General features: G+C 61.0%; 18 protein-coding genes. 7 read left to right on the top strand and 11 right to left on the bottom strand.

Features of this window, described 5'->3' with window-relative positions:
• Window positions 1-51: 51 nt before the first annotated feature.
• From acpP to GGQ74_RS13260, 6 genes are all read right to left on the bottom strand, one after another.
• The gene (gene acpP, locus GGQ74_RS13285) at window positions 52-282 is read right to left on the bottom strand and encodes an acyl carrier protein (protein WP_167942080.1); all 231 of its coding nucleotides are present in this window, start codon (window positions 280-282) and stop codon (window positions 52-54) included.
• Window positions 283-349: 67 nt separating this feature from the next.
• Window positions 350-1,093: a 3-oxoacyl-[acyl-carrier-protein] reductase gene (gene fabG / locus GGQ74_RS13280; RefSeq protein WP_167942079.1), complete on the bottom strand. Its 744-nt coding sequence runs from the start codon at window positions 1,091-1,093 to the stop codon at window positions 350-352.
• 161 nt (window positions 1,094-1,254) lie between these two features.
• The gene (locus GGQ74_RS13275) at window positions 1,255-2,244 is read right to left on the bottom strand and encodes a beta-ketoacyl-ACP synthase III (protein WP_167942078.1); all 990 of its coding nucleotides are present in this window, start codon (window positions 2,242-2,244) and stop codon (window positions 1,255-1,257) included.
• A 99-nt stretch (window positions 2,245-2,343) separates the two neighbouring features.
• Window positions 2,344-3,372, bottom strand: coding sequence for a phosphate acyltransferase PlsX (gene plsX, locus GGQ74_RS13270; protein ID WP_167942077.1), 1,029 nt, complete (start codon window positions 3,370-3,372; stop codon window positions 2,344-2,346).
• Window positions 3,362-3,541, bottom strand: a complete 180-nt coding sequence (gene rpmF / locus GGQ74_RS13265; protein ID WP_167942076.1) for a 50S ribosomal protein L32 — start codon at window positions 3,539-3,541, stop codon at window positions 3,362-3,364. Before rpmF ends, plsX begins: the two co-directional genes overlap by 11 nt.
• 61 nt (window positions 3,542-3,602) lie before the next feature.
• Window positions 3,603-4,136, bottom strand: coding sequence for a YceD family protein (locus GGQ74_RS13260; RefSeq protein WP_167942075.1), 534 nt, complete (start codon window positions 4,134-4,136; stop codon window positions 3,603-3,605).
• Between the two features lie 211 nt (window positions 4,137-4,347).
• On the opposite strand from GGQ74_RS13260, the gene rpmB reads away from it, so the two are divergent.
• The gene (rpmB, locus tag GGQ74_RS13255) at window positions 4,348-4,545 is read left to right on the top strand and encodes a 50S ribosomal protein L28 (RefSeq protein WP_167942074.1); all 198 of its coding nucleotides are present in this window, start codon (window positions 4,348-4,350) and stop codon (window positions 4,543-4,545) included.
• 186 nt (window positions 4,546-4,731) lie between these two features.
• Here the strand turns inward: rpmB and gltX are convergent, their stop codons facing one another.
• Both gltX and GGQ74_RS13245 read right to left on the bottom strand, forming a co-directional pair.
• Entirely contained in the window at window positions 4,732-6,123 is a 1,392-nt protein-coding gene (gene gltX / locus GGQ74_RS13250) for a glutamate--tRNA ligase (RefSeq protein ID WP_167942073.1), read from the bottom strand.
• A 140-nt stretch (window positions 6,124-6,263) separates the two neighbouring features.
• Window positions 6,264-6,485, bottom strand: coding sequence for a NifU family protein (locus GGQ74_RS13245; RefSeq protein ID WP_167942072.1), 222 nt, complete (start codon window positions 6,483-6,485; stop codon window positions 6,264-6,266).
• 229 nt (window positions 6,486-6,714) lie between these two features.
• Between GGQ74_RS13245 and GGQ74_RS13240 the strand changes: the two genes are divergently transcribed.
• From GGQ74_RS13240 to GGQ74_RS13230, 3 genes are all read left to right on the top strand, one after another.
• A complete protein-coding gene (locus GGQ74_RS13240; RefSeq protein WP_167942071.1) occupies window positions 6,715-7,884 on the top strand; it encodes a UDP-N-acetyl glucosamine 2-epimerase in 1,170 nt (389 codons plus the stop codon).
• 51 nt (window positions 7,885-7,935) lie between these two features.
• Window positions 7,936-9,072 (top strand): AI-2E family transporter, encoded by a 1,137-nt coding sequence (locus GGQ74_RS13235; RefSeq protein WP_167942070.1) that lies wholly within the window; start codon window positions 7,936-7,938, stop codon window positions 9,070-9,072.
• Window positions 9,073-9,141: 69 nt separating this feature from the next.
• On the top strand, window positions 9,142-10,266 hold the full coding sequence (locus tag GGQ74_RS13230) for a glycosyltransferase (RefSeq protein ID WP_167942069.1): 1,125 nt from the start codon (window positions 9,142-9,144) through the stop codon (window positions 10,264-10,266).
• A 41-nt stretch (window positions 10,267-10,307) separates the two neighbouring features.
• Here GGQ74_RS13230 and GGQ74_RS13225 read toward each other — a convergent pair whose 3' ends face one another.
• Window positions 10,308-10,901, bottom strand: coding sequence for a VOC family protein (locus GGQ74_RS13225; protein ID WP_167942068.1), 594 nt, complete (start codon window positions 10,899-10,901; stop codon window positions 10,308-10,310).
• A gap of 194 nt (window positions 10,902-11,095) precedes the next feature.
• Here GGQ74_RS13225 and rdgC point away from each other — a divergent pair, with 194 nt between their 5' ends.
• From rdgC to lgt, 3 genes are all read left to right on the top strand, one after another.
• Window positions 11,096-11,710, top strand: coding sequence for a recombination-associated protein RdgC (gene rdgC / locus GGQ74_RS13220; protein WP_167942067.1), 615 nt, complete (start codon window positions 11,096-11,098; stop codon window positions 11,708-11,710).
• Window positions 11,711-11,724: 14 nt separating this feature from the next.
• The gene (locus GGQ74_RS13215) at window positions 11,725-12,249 is read left to right on the top strand and encodes a hypothetical protein (protein WP_167942066.1); all 525 of its coding nucleotides are present in this window, start codon (window positions 11,725-11,727) and stop codon (window positions 12,247-12,249) included.
• Window positions 12,250-12,354: 105 nt separating this feature from the next.
• Complete coding sequence (gene lgt, locus GGQ74_RS13210) at window positions 12,355-13,149, top strand: prolipoprotein diacylglyceryl transferase (RefSeq protein WP_167942065.1); 795 nt, start codon at window positions 12,355-12,357, stop codon at window positions 13,147-13,149.
• A 192-nt stretch (window positions 13,150-13,341) separates the two neighbouring features.
• Here the strand turns inward: lgt and GGQ74_RS13205 are convergent, their stop codons facing one another.
• Window positions 13,342-14,793: a hypothetical protein gene (locus tag GGQ74_RS13205; RefSeq protein WP_167942064.1), complete on the bottom strand. Its 1,452-nt coding sequence runs from the start codon at window positions 14,791-14,793 to the stop codon at window positions 13,342-13,344.
• A 179-nt stretch (window positions 14,794-14,972) separates the two neighbouring features.
• Window positions 14,973-15,275, bottom strand: a complete 303-nt coding sequence (locus GGQ74_RS13200) for a hypothetical protein (protein WP_167942063.1) — start codon at window positions 15,273-15,275, stop codon at window positions 14,973-14,975.
• Window positions 15,276-15,284: the final 9 nt, after the last annotated feature.

Below are 15,284 nucleotides of genomic sequence, written 5' to 3'. Positions count from 1 at the left end.
CGTAGGACCGCAAGACGCTTCGGGGTCGAATATCGAAAAGCGGGGAAATCCCTACTTGTTCTTGGCGATGTAGTCGATGGCGTCCTGCACCTTGACGAGCTTCTGGGCCTCGTCGTCATCGATCTCGATGCCGAACTCCTCTTCCATGGCCATGATCAGCTCGGTGAGGTCCAGGGAATCCGCGCCGAGATCCTCGACGAAGGAAGCGTCGTTTTTGACTTCGTCTTCGGCGACGCCCAGCTGGTCGACAATGATCGCTTTGACTTTTGCTTCAACGGACATAATGCCCTCCGATGTGTTTTTTTTGCCCATGTGGGGCAATGTTTTCAGTTTGTAACGTATCAGTCAATCACATGTACATGCCGCCGGTGACGGACAGCACCTGGCCGGTGATGTAGGAGGCATCGTCCGAAACCAGGAAGGCCACGGCCCCCGCGATGTCCTCGGGCGTGCCGGGACGCTGCAGGGGAATCTGCGCCTTGAACGAGTCGAGGACCTGTTCGGGCAGATCGGCGGTCATGTCGGTGGTGATGAAACCCGGAGCGACGGCGTTGACCGTGATCCCGCGGGAGGCCAGCTCCAGCGCGGCGGTCTTGGTCAGGCCGATGAGACCGGACTTGGAAGCGACGTAGTTGGCCTGACCGGCATTGCCGGACTGCCCGACCACGGACGCCATATTCACGATCCGGCCCGCACGCTGGCGGACCATGATCTTCGCGGCCTCGCGCAGACAGGCGAACGCACCGGTGAGGTTCACGTCGATGACGCGGTCCCAGTCGTCATCCTTCATGCGGATGAGCAGACCGTCGCGCGTGAGTCCGGCGTTGTTCACCAGTGCGGAGAGGTGCACCTGGCCCTTGATGTGTTCGGCGAAGAAGGCCGCAACGGCCTCCCTGTCGGAGCTGTCGAGCTGGAACGCGCGGGCGGTGCCGCCTGCGTTCGCGATTTCCTCGACCACCGCCTCGGCCTCGGCCGGGCGGCTGACATAGGTCAGATATATCTGGAAGCCCTCGCGGGCAAGGCGCAGGGCGCAGGCCTTGCCGATGCCGCGAGACCCTCCGGTCACCAGCGCTGTTTTGACGAGATCGCTCATTTTCAATCTTCCTCTTGTTCCCTGATAGGAACGGAACCAGAGTTTTTAGCTCAATTCCGGGCAGACTTCAACCTTGGCGTTGCACACGGAAATCCTGCAAAACCGGATGGTTGCAAATGACCGTTGCGCACGCATGTATGAACCTGAGAAAAAAGCGCTTCCTAGAAGCGCAGGAGGAAGGCTCCCCAGGTGAAGCCGCCACCGAAGGTGGTGACGAGCACGGTCTGTCCGGGACGGATGTCCCCGTTCTGCACGCCTTCGGCCAGCGCGATGCCCACGCTCGCGGCGGAGGTGTTGCCGTAGCGGTCCACGTTGACGAAGACGCGCTCGGTGGGAATCTCCAGTTTCTTGCCCACGGCCTCGATGATGCGGCTGTTGGCCTGATGGGGCACCAGCCAGTCCACGTCGGCGATGGTCATGGAGTTCTTTTCGAGCAGGCGTTCGCAGGCGCTGACCATGCTGCGCACGGCCACCTTGAACACCTCGCGTCCCTGCATCTGGATGAAGTGGGATTCGCCCACGGTGTCGCCCAGCTTGTAGGGGACGGCGGAGCCGCCGCCGGAGATGGTGAGCAGGTCGCCATACTGGCCGTCGGATTCGAGGAGCGCGTCCACGAGCTCCACGCCGTTCTCGCCCTTCTCGGAGGTGAGCACGGCAGCGCCGGAGCCGTCGCCGAACAGGACGCAGGTGGTGCGGTCCCCCCAGTTGACGCGCGAGGTCATGACCTCCACGGCGCACACGAGAACCTTGGCCGACGGCTCAAGCGCGAGCATGGCGCGGCCGGCCTGCAGGCTATACAGGAAGCCGGAGCATGCGGCGCTGATGTCGAAGGCCATGCAGCCGCTCGCGCCGATCTTGTGCTCCAGCCGGGTGGCCGTGTTGGGGCAGTAGGAGTCGGGCGTGCAGGTGCCGCAGATGATGTGCGTCAACTCTTCGGGCGCGACGCCCGCCGAGGCCAATGCCTTGCGCGAGGCCACGGCGCCGAGGTCGGAGGCGCATTCGCCTTCGGCGGCGACGTGACGCGCCCGGATGCCGGTGCGGGACGTTATCCATTCGTCGGAGGTCTCGACGATCCGTTCCATGTCCGCGTTGGTGAGAACCTTTTCGGGCACGTGGAAGCCGAGTCCGTGGATATATGCTTTCGTGGTCATTGCTCCATCAACTGTTGAATGTGCCGCTGGGTCGCCGCGCCGATGCGCGGCACGCAGGCAGTCTGCGAGGCAGGAAAGGGCGAGTGCTGTCCGTAGGCTCTAGGCGCAGGCCGAGAGGTCCTGATTGGACTGCAACTCCTCCTTGATGTGCTCGTTGGCAGCGCTGCGTACGAATTGACCGGCCATCTTCACGGCGTTGGTGATGGCCTTCTCGTTGGATGCCCCATGGCAGACGATGACAATGCCGTTTAGGCCGAGGATGGGAGCGCCGCCGTATTCGGCGTAGTCCACGAACTTGGCGAAGCGCTTGAGGCGCCCCTTGGCGAGGAAGGTGCCGATCTTGCCGAGCCAGCTGCCGAGCAGCTCGCGCTTGAGGACCTTTCCGAGGCTCATGGCTAGGCCTTCGGAGAGCTTGAGAGCCACGTTGCCCACGAAGCCGTCGCAGACGATGACGTCCACGTCGCCCGTGAACACGTCGCGACCTTCCACATTGCCCTTGAAGTTCATGGATGAGGCCTTGAGCAGGTCGAAGGCTTCCTTGACCTGCACGTTGCCTTTGCCCTCTTCCTCGCCGATGGACATGAGTCCCACGCGGGGGCGCTCGTAACCGAGCACGTCACGGGCGAAGACTTCACCCATGATTCCGAACTGGAACAGATGTTGAGGCTTGGAATCCACGTTGGCACCCACGTCCAGAAGGACCATGGGCTTCTTTACCGTGGGGAGGACGCTGGCGAAGGCAGCACGTTTTACGCCGCGGACGCGGCCGATGATGAACATGCCGCAGGCCGTCGTGGCACCAGAGTGCCCGGCGCTGACGACACCGTCCGCAAGACCGTCCTTCACCAGACGGCATGCCACCTGGATAGAGGTGTCGGTCTTGCGACGCAGGATTTCGGAGGGCTTTTCGTGCATCTCAGCGACGTCCCCGGCGTGGACAACGGAAATGTCCAGTCCGGCGGTGTCGAGGCGGAACAGCTCGGTGCTGATGGCCGACTCGTCTCCCACGAGGGTCACGGACAGGCCGTGCTCCCGTGCCGCCCGGACAGCGCCGGGGACGACGATGCTGGGGCCGTTGTCGCCGCCCATGGCGTCAACGGCAATACGCGGCTTCGTATTAGGCTTCATCCTTGAAAAGCATCTGCTTGCCTTTGTAGTTGCCGCACTTGCTGCAGGCGCGATGAGGCAGGGTGGGCTCGCCGCACTCGCAGAAGATGACGTTGGGAACGGAAACGTGGTCATGCGCACGACGCATGTTGCGCTTGGACTTGGACGTTTTTTTCTTGGGGACTGCCATGTTCGTCTACCTCTTTTTTTCGTATGTATGCTCGCCGCCCGCGAGGGACGGTGACATCCGTTTAGTGTTTCTTGCGATCCGGAATGGTCAGGCCGCGAAGGGCAGCCATGCGGGGGTCGCCGTCATCGGCGGAGCAGCCGCAGGGGCCTTCGTTGAGGTCCGCGCCGCATTTGGAGCACAGGCCCTTGCAGTCGGGCGTGCACAGCGGTTTGGCCGGAAGGGCAAGAAGGAATTGTTCCCAGAGGATGGCGCCGGCGTCAAGTACAACGATGTCGCCTTCCTCTCGGAGTCTGGGCTCGTCCGTCTCGTCGGTATCGCCGATTTCCTCAAAGATATCGAACTCCTGCTCGATATCCACGGGGGCGTCGTTCATGCAGCGGTCGCAGGGCAGAATGATTCTGCCGGTGAGGGTGCCGCGAACGAGACAGGCTTTCGGACCCTGCGGAAACACGGACAGACGCCCCTCAAGGGGCTGGACGATCGTCGCCTGAAGGCCGCAGGCCTGCGCAGGTTCGGACCAGAGCTCCTGATCCGTGAAAGTAAATTCCCGGCCCTCGGCCGGGATGTCGATCATGCTGATAATGTATTCTGCCATGCTTTCCTCACAAGAGGCACTCTCTATATGTGATTATTTCCCATTGTCAAGGCTAAAGCGCTTGCGTTTTGCTCCGGGAAGGGATAAAGGGGCAAATTCCGTGTGGGTGATTCCCTCTCGCACGGACGGTGGAAATTGAGTACGATCACTTGAGCGGAACGTGCCCCGGTACGTCAACCGTCGAGAAATAGTGGATTTGAGGAGGTCTCCCATGAGTCAGGTTTGTGCAGTCTGCGGCAAAGGGCCCCAGGTGGGCAACAATGTGAGCCACGCCCACAACAAGAGCAAGCGCAGGTTTAATCCTAACCTGCAGCGTGTTCGCGTGCAGCTCGAAAGCGGTCAGGTCAAGCACCTCGACGTGTGCACCCGTTGCATCCGTTCCGGCGCCGTGACCAAGCCCGTCAAGTAGCTCGGCTGACCGACGCTTCGCAATCAGGTTTTACGCGAAAAAGCCCCGGGTGGAAACCCGGGGCCTTTTTCATTTGCCGATTTCTTGATGCCAGCGACGGGCCATGCCCGAGTGAAAGCACAGAAAAGCCCCCGGCGGAACATTCCGTCGGGGGCTTTTGTATTTCTTTTTGGATAAAGAACGGCGCTACAGGGCGAGGGCGCGGTCCATGCGGGCCAGCGTCTTTTCCCTGCCAAGCACGAACAGCGTCTCGTGCAGGCCCGGGCTGAAGGTGCGGCCGGTCACGGCCACGCGCACGGGCTGGGCGAGCTTGCCGAACTTGATGCCCTTTTCCTCGACATAGGCCTTGAGCGCCACGTCGAGGGCCTCCTCGGTGAACTCGGGCAGGGCGGCCAGCATGGCGCGTACCTCGGCCAGCATGGCGCGGGCGTCCTCGGTGAGGTGCTTGGCCACGGCCTGCTCGTCGTATTCGAGGGTGGCGTCGTCCGTGAGGAAGAACGCGCACTGCTCGGCCATTTCGACCATGGTCACCGCGCGGGGCTGGTAGAGGGGCACGATCTGCGCGAGCTTCTCGTGCGGGGCCTCGATGCCGAGGTCGCGCAGGTAGCGGGCCAGCAGCGTGGCGAGGCGCTCCACGTCGCCTTCCTTGATGTAGTGGGCATTGACGTGTTCGAGCTTCTTGAGGTCGAACATGGCGGGCGAGGAATTGAGTCCGCGGGTGTCGAAGACCTCGATGAGTTCCTGAAGCGTGAAGATTTCCTGATCGCCGTGGCCCCAGCCGAGGCGCACGAGATAGTTGAGCATGGCCTCGGGCAGAAAGCCCATCTTCTCGTATTCCATGACGCTCATCGCGCCGTGGCGTTTGGAGAGCTTCTTGCGGTCCGGGCCGAAGATCATGGGCATGTGGCCGAACTCGGGCACCTCGTAGCCAAGGGCCTTGTACAGGGCGATCTGCTTGGGCGTGTTGGACAGGTGGTCCTCGCCGCGCAGGATGTGGGTCATGCCCATTTCGGCGTCGTCAACGACCACGGCGAGGTTGTACATGGGCGAGCCGTCGGCACGGCGGATGATGAAGTCGTCCACCATCTCCTCGAATTCCATGGAGATGTCGCCCTTGACCATGTCCTTCCACGCGCAGACGCCCGTGGGGGCCTTGAAGCGCACCACGCGGCCTTCGCCGGGGCCGAGCTGCCTATCGCGGCAGTGGCCGTCGTACTTGGGCTTGCGGCCTTCCTGACGGGCCTTTTCGCGCATGGCCTCGACCTCGTCGGGGGTACACTCGCAGTAGTAGGCGTGGCCGGTGGCGAGGAGCTTCTCGATGGCGAGGTTGTAGCGCTCGGTGCGCTCGCTCTGGAGGTAGGGGCCTTCGTCCCAGTCCAGCCCGAGCCAGGTCATGCCGTCGAGGATGGCCTGCGTCATCTCCGGGGTGGAGCGGGCGGTGTCGGTATCCTCAATGCGCAGCACGAAGTGGCCGTTGTTGGAACGGGCCAGCAGCCAGTTGAACAGGGCCGTGCGGGCACCGCCGATATGCAGGAAGCCCGTGGGGCTCGGGGGAAAGCGTGTAACCATTGCGCTCATGGGTTCTTGTCTCCTGAAAATGCGAAGTATGATGTGCGGCGCGTGGTAGTGCGCCGGGAAATTTGATGATATACGTCAAATGCCCCGCAGCCGAACCCGTGGTGCGGCGCGGGGCCTGTGACGGCGCGATGGGGGCGGCGCTAGACGGCCTCCACTCCCTTGATTTCCGGGACTTCCTTGAGGATGAAGCGCTCGATGCCGTGCTTGAGAGTCATCTGGGACATGGGGCAGCCCTTGCAGGCACCCTGCAGGCGGACCTTGACAATGCCGTCTTCGGTCACCTCGACGAGTTCGACGTCACCGCCGTCGGCCTGGAGCGCGGGCCGGACCTTGGCCAGCGCCGCTTCGATTCTTTCCCGCATGGCGTTCCTCCTTGCGCGGTTGTTTGCTCCCGGGCTGTAGCGCCTCGGACCGGGGCTTGTCAATTTTGGCGCGAGCGCGCATCCGCGCGCGAGGGGACGTAGCGAGGGCTAGTCGGGGCAGCCTTGACAATATCGTCCCGGAAAAACTAGTTCCGGCATCATGCCCGCGTCGTGCGGGCGCGGGCCGCATGGGCGGTTCGCCACTTTCGCCTAACGGAGTTCACGTCTCATGCGCATTGCCATCATCGTTGGGGCGCGTCCCCAGTTCGTGAAGGCCGCCGTCATCGAACGCGCCCTGCGCGCTGCCGGGATGGAGACCTTCATCCTGCACACGGGCCAGCACTACGACGACCGCATGTCCGAAGTCTTCTTCCGCGAGCTTGGCCTGTCCGCTCCGGCGCGCAATCTCGGCGTTGGCTCCGGCAGCCATGGCGCGCAGACCGGGCGCATGCTCGAAGCGCTGGAGGCCGCTCTCGTCGAGGACCGGCCCGACGCCGTCGTCGTCCCCGGCGACACCAATTCCACGCTTGCTGGCGCGTTGGCCGCCGTGAAACTCGGCATTCCCGTCGTTCACGTCGAGGCGGGCATGCGCTCGTTCAACCGCGCCATGCCCGAGGAACACAACCGTGTCCTCGCCGATCACGCGGCCGATATTCTGTGCGTCTCCACCGCCGCTGCCGTGGAGAACCTGCGACGCGAGGGGCTGGCCAACGTGGCCTTTGGCGGGCGACGCGTGGAGGCCGAGGACGTGGACGGCACACCCCTGTCCTGCGTGGGTGCGCCGCTGGTGGTCAACGTGGGCGACGTGATGTACGACGCCGCCCTGCACTACGGCGAGCGGGCGCAGGCCGAATCCAACTGCCTCGAACGGTTGGGGGTGCGCCCGGGCGAGTATGTGCTGGCCACGGTCCACCGCGCCGAGAATACCACGAAGGGAAAACGCCTGTCCTTCATCTTCCGTGGGCTTGCGACCATTGCGCGGGAGATTCCCATCGTCCTGCCCTTGCATCCGCGCACGGGCGACGCGATCAATTCCGCCATCTGCGGGCGCTGGCCCATTCCGCTGTCCGGCATGACCCTCATCGAGCCGCAGAGCTATCTGGACATGCTGCAACTGGTGCGCAATGCTCGCGCCGTGTGCACGGACTCCGGCGGCTTGCAGAAGGAAGCCTATTTCTTCGGCCGCCCCTGCGTGACGCTTCGCGACGAAACCGAATGGGTGGAGCTGGTGGACGGCGGCTTCAACGTGGTTTCCGGAGCGGACCCGGACGCCATTCCCGAGGCCTACCACCGCGTGCGCGACCTGAGCTTCACGCCGCAGCCGGATTTCTATGGCAGCGGCAGGGCTGGCGAAGCCATGGCTGCTGTGATACGCAACGTACTGGAAAAGCGGGCCTGATCCCGCATGCCGTAACGGCTCGACAGGCGGGATTCTCCCGCCGGAGGAATCATGAACCACTCTTCGGGATCCGGTCTCGGATGGCCGACCCGGCACGGGAAACGCTACTATTCGCTGTTTCTCTTCGCCCTCATTCTTTTTGCCCTGTACATGGCCTACAGGGTCTTTAGCCCGTTCCTGCACGCCATCATCTTTTCCGGGGTGCTGGCGGCCATTTTCACACCGCTGTTCACGCGCATTTCCGCGCGCATCGGCGGACACGACAACATCGCCGCGGGCATTGTGGTCCTTCTGGTCACGGTGTGCATCTTCATCCCGGCGTTTCTCTTTCTCACCGGTCTTGCCACGCAGGCTGCGCAGTCCGTTGCCCAGATTACGAATTGGATACGGCATACGAACTTCGAGAGCCTGCTCGCCCAGAGTCGCATGGACGCCGTGCTGGCGTGGGTGGATGCCCAGCTGCCTTTCATCCATCTTGAGGACATCGACATTCAGAGCGGTCTTCTGCGCTTTTCCCGTCAGGTGGGCGAAGTGTCGATCCAGCTCGGGACGAGCCTTCTGACCAACGCCTTTTCGGTGCTGCTGCATTCGCTCATCATGCTGTTCATCCTGTTCTTCCTCCTGCGGGACGGACGACGGGTGATCGCCACCGTGAAGTACCTCTCCCCCCTGCGCGAGGCGCAGGAGGACTCCATCATCCACAGCTTGCGGCGCGTGTCGCGCTCGGTGCTGGTGGGCGGTCTGCTGGTTGCCGTGCTTCAGGGCACGGTGGGCGGCATCGGCCTTGCCGTGGTGGAGATTCCGGCCCTGTTCTGGGGCACCATGATGGGCTTTTCGTCCCTCATTCCGGTGCTCGGAACCGGGCTGGTCTGGGTGCCCGCCTCGGTGTACCTGCTCATCATCGGACACTGGAAGGCCGCGCTGTTCCTCGTCCTGTGGTGCGGCATTCTGGTTACGAGCATCGACACCTTCCTGCGGCCCTACTTCATGAAGGGCGCGTCGGGCATGCCGCTTCTGTACATCTTCCTGTCGGTCATTGGCGGGTTGCAGGCCTTCGGGCCTGCCGGACTTCTGTATGGGCCGCTCAGTCTGGCCTTCGCCATGGTCATGCTGCGCATCTACGGCGAGGAATACCGCGACCTGCTGGAGGAACACGACGAACCCCACGCAGAGGTGGACGGCAACTGAATCTCGGACGCCGCGCGGAGCATCGCTCCCCGCGGCGTCTTTGTTTATCGACAAGCGGAGGGTGCGGGCGTGCGGGTGCTTCACCTGATAACGGGACTCGAAACCGGCGGCGCGGAGACGGCGCTGTCGCGGCTTGTGCCCGGTCTGGCCGCAGAGGGCTTCGAGCAGCGGGTGGTCTGCATGCTGCGGCCCGGACCGCTGGCCGCGCCCATCGAATCCGCCGGGGTGGCTGTCGAATCCCTCGGCATGGAGCGCGGGTTGCCCACGCCGCGCGCCCTGTGGCGGCTGGTGCGCATCCTGCGTTCCTTTAGTCCGCACATCGTCCAGACATGGCTGTACCATGCCGATTTCCTCGGGCTTCTGGGCGTGTCCCTTGCCCGCGTCGGCACTCTCGTCTGGAACATCCGCTGCGCGGACATGGACCTCTCCCGCTACCGTCGGACCACGGCGTGGACCGTGGCCGCCTGCGCAAGGCTCTCGCGCCTGCCCGCCGCCGTTATCGCCAATTCCGAGGCCGCGCGGGAGCATCATGTGCGGCTGGGTTACCGCCCACGGCGATTCGAGATCATTCCCAACGGCTTCGACCTCGACGCCATGCGCCCCGTCCCCGGCGCACGCGAGGCCCTGCGCCAACAGATCGGCGCTCCGGAGGATGCGCGGCTTGTCGGCATGGCCGCCCGTTTCGATCCCATGAAGGGGCACGAGGTGTTTCTGGCCGCCGTCGGTGAGCTTGTCCGCCAGCGTGGCGACGTGCGTTTCGTCCTGTGTGGTGATGGTGTGGATGAGGAAAATGCCGCTCTCGCCGGACTGATCGGGCGCGTGGGCCTTCAGGGGCGGGTGGCGCTTTTGGGGCGGGTGGCCGACATGGCCGCGTTCCACTCCGGTCTCGACGTGGCGGTGCTGTCGTCACACAGCGAGAGCCTGCCCAACGCCGTGGGCGAGGCCATGGCCTGCGGCGTGCCCTGCGTGGTGAGCGACGTGGGCGATGCCCGCGCGTTGGTGGGGGAGACCGGAATCGTGGTGCCGCGCGGCGACGCTTCGTCCCTTGTCCGCGCCATGGCGGACATGCTGTCCCTGCCGGAATCCGAGCGCTCAGAGCGTGGCCTTCGCGCCCGCGAGCGCATCGCCGAGCGCTATTCCCTTCGCGTGGCGACGGCCCGTCAGGCCTCGCTGTACCGGGAACTCGTCGGATAAGCCGCGTCCTGCCCGCCGCCTTCCGGCTTGGCCCTGTCGTCTCATTTCTTCCACGCGTTGCGCTCCGGGCGGAGCAGTTCGCGCCCCTCGCCGGGGTAGTCGGCACGCTGGTCCTGTGACGTGGGTGTTGGCGCAGGCCAGTGTCCGGGCTGCGGATTCGGACCTTCGAGGGTCACGCCGGACGGGGCGCTGTCGGCCATGGCCGGTGTGCGGCGCGGGTCGGTTCCGGGCACGGACGCGGAGAATTCGATGGGGATGCCGTTCGGGTCGAAGGCGTAGACGGATTTGATGAAGCCGTGGTCCACCACCTCCGATGGCTCAAAGCCCGCCGCCGCCAGCCGGTCCTTCACCTCCCACAGGTCGTCCTCCCCCGCAACGCCGAAGGAGACGTGGTCGAAGGCGAAGGGGCCGGACACCGGGACGCCGTGGTCCTTCTGCGGCAAAGGCCGTGTGCCCGGCCACTCGAAGAATGCGATCATGTCCGTGGGCGAGATGGACAGAAAATAGTGCCGGTAGCCCGGCCGTCCCAGCCCGGCCACCAGTGGCATGCCGAGCAGATCCCGCCAGAAGCGGATGGTGGCGTCCATGTCGCCCGTGGCCATGGCCAGGTGATTAATTCCCGTGAAGGTGGGCATGATGCGCTCCTTTGCTTCCGGTCCGTCGAGGCTGCAGGGTGCCGCCCTTCAGGATAGCGGAGCCGTCGCCCTGCGGCAACGGGCGGGGCGGGGCACAAGGTTGGGTCTTGCCCCCGATGGCCTCGGGCGTTATGCAGGGCCTTTGATCGAAGGCGGCCCCGGGCCGCCGCACTCCCCGACACAAGGAGACTACCGTGGGATTCCTTTCCGCAAGTTCGACGTTCACGCGCTACCGCCTCATCGAGGAGGTGCCGGATTCCCTGTGGCCGCAGATTCCGGATCGCCTCAAGCGCAACGCGTTTCAGGACATAGACGACACCGCCGATGAGCGGTCCTTTGGCTGGGTCAGCTTCGAGAACATGCTCGACAACGAGTGGCTTACCGCGCCGCCGGACAAGGGCCAGTATCTCGCCTTTGCCCTGCGTCTCGACACCCGGCGCGTCAGTGCCGCCGTGGTCAAGAAGCATGTGCAGATCGCACAGGATATTGAGTTGGAGCGTGTGCGCGAGCAGGGTAAGAAGTTCGTCTCGCGCGAGCGCAGGAACGAGATCAAGGAGCAGGTGATGCTGCGCCTGCGCGCCCGTACCCTGCCCGTTCCCGCATACTTCGACGTCGTGTGGAACATCCGCGACAACGTGATCTACCTCGCGTCGTCCCAGTCCAAGCTCCGCAGCCTGTTCGAAGACCTCTTCACCCTCAGCTTCGATCTGCATCTGGAGCCGCTCACCCCCTATTACAAGGCCGTGGAGCTGCTCGGCGAGGAGCGCGCCGCCGCCCTCGACGACATCGAAGGCGAACGCTTCGTCTAGTCAGGAGAAACGACATGGAAGACGCATATCTCGGACAGGCCAAGGACATCATCCTCGGTCAGGATTTTCTGACGTGGCTGTGGTATAAGAGCGAGGCCAAGGCCGGACTGTTTACCATGCCCGATGGCGAGGCCTTTTCGCTGTTCATGGAACAGCGCATTTCCGTGCAGGGCGGCGAGGGTGACTCCAAGGAGACGACCTCCGTCAGCGGTCTCATGAGCGAACTGCGCGAGGCCAAGCTCGGGCTGGCCATGGGCAAGAAGGTCACCAAGGGCCAGATCCGCATCGAAGTGGACTCCGACGCGTGGCAGATGAGCCTTCGGGCCGAAGACTTCTCCTTCAACGGCTTCAAGACCCCCAAGGTCGATACCAAGCGCGACGAGGGCGACGACCCCGACGCCATCTTCCTTGAGAAGATGTACCTCATCGAGCGAGGACTCTCCTTCATCGACCACCTGTTCTTCGAGTTCCTCAAGCTGCGCCTCTCCGAAGGCTGGGCCGAGGAATGCGAGAACGTGCGGGTGTGGCTGTCCAAGTAGCCCGGCACAACCGCCACCGAAATTCCGATTCGCAGCGCGGCGGACCTTGGAACAGGGCCGCCGCGCATCATTCCCCCTTCCGTTTCCGCCCGAGGAGGCGCGTGCATGCTGATCTATCCCCACATCGACCCCGTCGCCCTGCATTTCGGCCCGCTGTCCGTGCGCTGGTACGGACTCATGTATCTCGTGGGCTTCGCCGCCGCGTGGAGCCTCGGCCGCATGCGCGCCGCGCGCCCCGGCTCCGGCTGGACCCGCGAGCAGGTCGATGATCTCATCGCGTGGGGCATGCTCGGCGTTATCCTCGGTGCGCGCCTCGGCTACGTTCTCTTCTACGATCTGCCCGTCTACCTCGACAATCCGGCAGAGGTTTTCATGATTTGGAAGGGCGGGATGTCCTTCCACGGCGGGCTGCTCGGCGTGCTGGCCTGTTTCTGGCTCTTCGCCCGCAAAACCGGCAAGACCTTCTTCGAGGTCTCCGACTTCATCGCGCCCTTCGTGCCCATCGGCCTGTGTGCCGGGCGCATCGGCAACTTCATCAACGGTGAACTCTGGGGACGTGTGTCCGACGTTCCGTGGGCCATGATCTTCCCCGGATTCGAAGCTGGTCCCTATCCCCGCCATCCCTCGCAGCTCTACGAAGCCACCCTCGAAGGCCTCGTCCTTTTCGCCATCATGTTCTGGTTCTCCGCCTCCCCGCGCCCGCGACGCGCCGTGTCCGGCCTGTTCGCACTCGGCTACGCCAGCGCGCGCATCACAGTGGAATTCTTCCGCGAACCCGACGCCCAGCTCGGCTTCCTCTTCGGAAACTGGCTCACCATGGGTATGATCCTTTCCCTGCCCCTCGGCCTCCTCGGCGCGTGGCTCCTGTGGAGCGCCTACCGCCGTCCCGCCGCCGCGTAGCGTCGCGCCGCTGCGCGTTGTGTGTGGGACGACCACCGGTGGCTGGTACGGGGGAAGAGATGCCTCCGGCGGCCGGGGCTTTGCCCCGGACCCCAGTCAAGGGGGTGACCCCCTTGACAATCCTCACTAGGGCTTCGTTTTGGTATTAAGTAGCAAAAGTACAAGGCTTGCTACTTGATTTTATTGACCAAATTACAGCTTGCTGGCGGATTTCTTTGGGATGCCATCTATTATCACAAGTTCTGTTGGGCGTTTGCCCATGAAATTGAAATCATTCTTTGCCTTCGCCAATTTTTTTTCTTTTGTTGCCATCTTTCCGACGTCAATAACTACGTAAAAAGCAGCTTTGGCATCTTCAGCAGTCCTGTATGCTTCTAGCTGATTTGTTAAACCTGTTACAACTTTTGAGTTTGTCGAAAGCTTTATTTCGACTACAACCCTATTCCCATGACCTTTCGAAAATTTAAAGTCCACAGGTCCGCCACCGCTGTCTGTTTCAGGGCTTATGTCGAGGTCATGAATCCTGCATATTTCATCAGCAACCATGAAAAATAACTTTTGCGAAGTTTTTTCTTTCCTAGGATTGCCCTTACTATCCCACAATTCAGTAGAAATTCTTCTGTCTTCAATCCAAAATTGAAAACGTTCAATAATTTTACTTACAACATTAAAAGCATCTTCTTCTGTTTTTACTTTTTTGAAATCACCAGTCTTTATTTCGTCTGTAATTTTATCGATAGACCTCCGCCAAACAATGAATCCTTCAGGGTCATCCTTATAATCATACGGAGATTTTTCTATTGCATTAAACATATCCATTGCTGCTGAAAATGCTTCTGCATTTGTTTTGATTCTTTTCTGCGCAATTTCAAATGCAAGCCGCTTGTCTTTTTTTGTTTTAGCATAGAAAATATCGCCAATATATTTGTTTACTCTGTTCCTAATTTCATCAACTTCTGCGGCAGCATCCATCGCACTTTCCCAATCTGTCGCGATTGGTATTTTTCTTAGTATATCCAGCGGAACCAACAGAATCCTGGAATTGTCTTTCGTGAATGGATTTGTAGGAAGGGTGTATCTGTTGCCACAACTGCTTTCGTGGACATCTGTGGGCAGTTGTAATTTTCCACACATATCTTCGGTGAATCGGCAAAGAACCTCTTCGATAACGTTGGCCGTCATGTCGCTAATTCTGTCAGGGCCATATCCGGCATCCAAAACAGCCATTAAACTAAACAAGTAGGGATCTTCGTAGCCTGCCTTCGCAATTTCGTATGTGGCTTCGAAAAGCTGCTTCGTCAGCTTTTTGCCTGCCCCTCGCCCTTCTACCGTAGCCCCGCCGACACCGAGGCATATTCCCTTAACTTCTGGAAATTGGAGGTTCTTAACGGCAGACTTGAAATAAACATCCCCAGGGCGCTGGATCTTGCGCATCAAAGCAAGAACGCCTTTGAAATGCTTCTCAAAGGCTTCGCGGGCGTTGTTTTGAATTAATTCATGGCTGCTGTATTTTAGCAGCAGCGGATCAATAAAAAGTGGGGTGTCTGCGGTAAGTAAAGGGTCAAAAATGCCTAATTCGTCGAATCGACGATGGTTAACCCCTGTAAGCCTGGATAAACTGACATAAGAATTAATAATGGCCATTATTGACCTCCCCTCATTTCATGGCTTGGCTAGTACATTGCGATTGAAAAATAAATATTTGCTGATTTATTCAACAGAATTATCTGTAATCGTTTGCAATGAAAAACTTGTCTGACAATAATTGTTTAATATTATTGACTTTTTGTGCATTAAACATTCCTGTCTCCTCGATAACCGGCCTAAATTTCACATTTTCTGCCATAATCATTTAGTTCTGCGATACTTGCTGGCCTTATTTCACAGGAAGCTATTATGGCAGGATCATTGTCCAACCGTGGGATCAAGCTTTGAATTCTAAGGATATAGCATTCAATACGCCTATCAATATCATGTTTTGATAATGGTCTTTCTGGATACTCTTTTAACGCCTGCAGAACAAGCTGTATCAGTTCACCACCTTTGAAGATTCGCTTGTTTCTTTGTCGAATCACGACTTTTGGCGATGGCTTGCCGTTTAGGCCGAGTTCTATCGTGCGTTCCAAGGCGTAAAG

Origin of the sequence: Desulfobaculum xiamenense, from assembly GCF_011927665.1 — a bacterium.
In the GTDB taxonomy this organism is placed as follows: Bacteria; Desulfobacterota; Desulfovibrionia; order Desulfovibrionales; family Desulfovibrionaceae; genus Desulfobaculum; species Desulfobaculum xiamenense.
The sequence above is the reverse complement of the archived record's forward strand: the minus strand, read 5'-3'. Positions and strand labels throughout refer to the sequence as shown.

Coding starts and splice junctions, on each gene's coding strand:
- gltX (WP_167942073.1), bottom strand. CDS start 6,123: ATGAGCGCAATGGTTACACGCTTTCCCCCGAGCCCCACGGGCTTCCTG.
- lgt (WP_167942065.1), top strand. CDS start 12,355: ATGCTGATCTATCCCCACATCGACCCCGTCGCCCTGCATTTCGGCCCG.
- rpmF (WP_167942076.1), bottom strand. CDS start 3,541: ATGGCAGTCCCCAAGAAAAAAACGTCCAAGTCCAAGCGCAACATGCGT.
- GGQ74_RS13245 (WP_167942072.1), bottom strand. CDS start 6,485: ATGCGGGAAAGAATCGAAGCGGCGCTGGCCAAGGTCCGGCCCGCGCTC.
- GGQ74_RS13240 (WP_167942071.1), top strand. CDS start 6,715: ATGCGCATTGCCATCATCGTTGGGGCGCGTCCCCAGTTCGTGAAGGCC.
- GGQ74_RS13235 (WP_167942070.1), top strand. CDS start 7,936: ATGAACCACTCTTCGGGATCCGGTCTCGGATGGCCGACCCGGCACGGG.
- GGQ74_RS13225 (WP_167942068.1), bottom strand. CDS start 10,901: ATGCCCACCTTCACGGGAATTAATCACCTGGCCATGGCCACGGGCGAC.
- plsX (WP_167942077.1), bottom strand. CDS start 3,372: ATGAAGCCTAATACGAAGCCGCGTATTGCCGTTGACGCCATGGGCGGC.
- GGQ74_RS13215 (WP_167942066.1), top strand. CDS start 11,725: ATGGAAGACGCATATCTCGGACAGGCCAAGGACATCATCCTCGGTCAG.
- GGQ74_RS13205 (WP_167942064.1), bottom strand. CDS start 14,793: ATGGCCATTATTAATTCTTATGTCAGTTTATCCAGGCTTACAGGGGTT.
- GGQ74_RS13275 (WP_167942078.1), bottom strand. CDS start 2,244: ATGACCACGAAAGCATATATCCACGGACTCGGCTTCCACGTGCCCGAA.
- rpmB (WP_167942074.1), top strand. CDS start 4,348: ATGAGTCAGGTTTGTGCAGTCTGCGGCAAAGGGCCCCAGGTGGGCAAC.
- GGQ74_RS13260 (WP_167942075.1), bottom strand. CDS start 4,136: ATGGCAGAATACATTATCAGCATGATCGACATCCCGGCCGAGGGCCGG.
- acpP (WP_167942080.1), bottom strand. CDS start 282: ATGTCCGTTGAAGCAAAAGTCAAAGCGATCATTGTCGACCAGCTGGGC.
- fabG (WP_167942079.1), bottom strand. CDS start 1,093: ATGAGCGATCTCGTCAAAACAGCGCTGGTGACCGGAGGGTCTCGCGGC.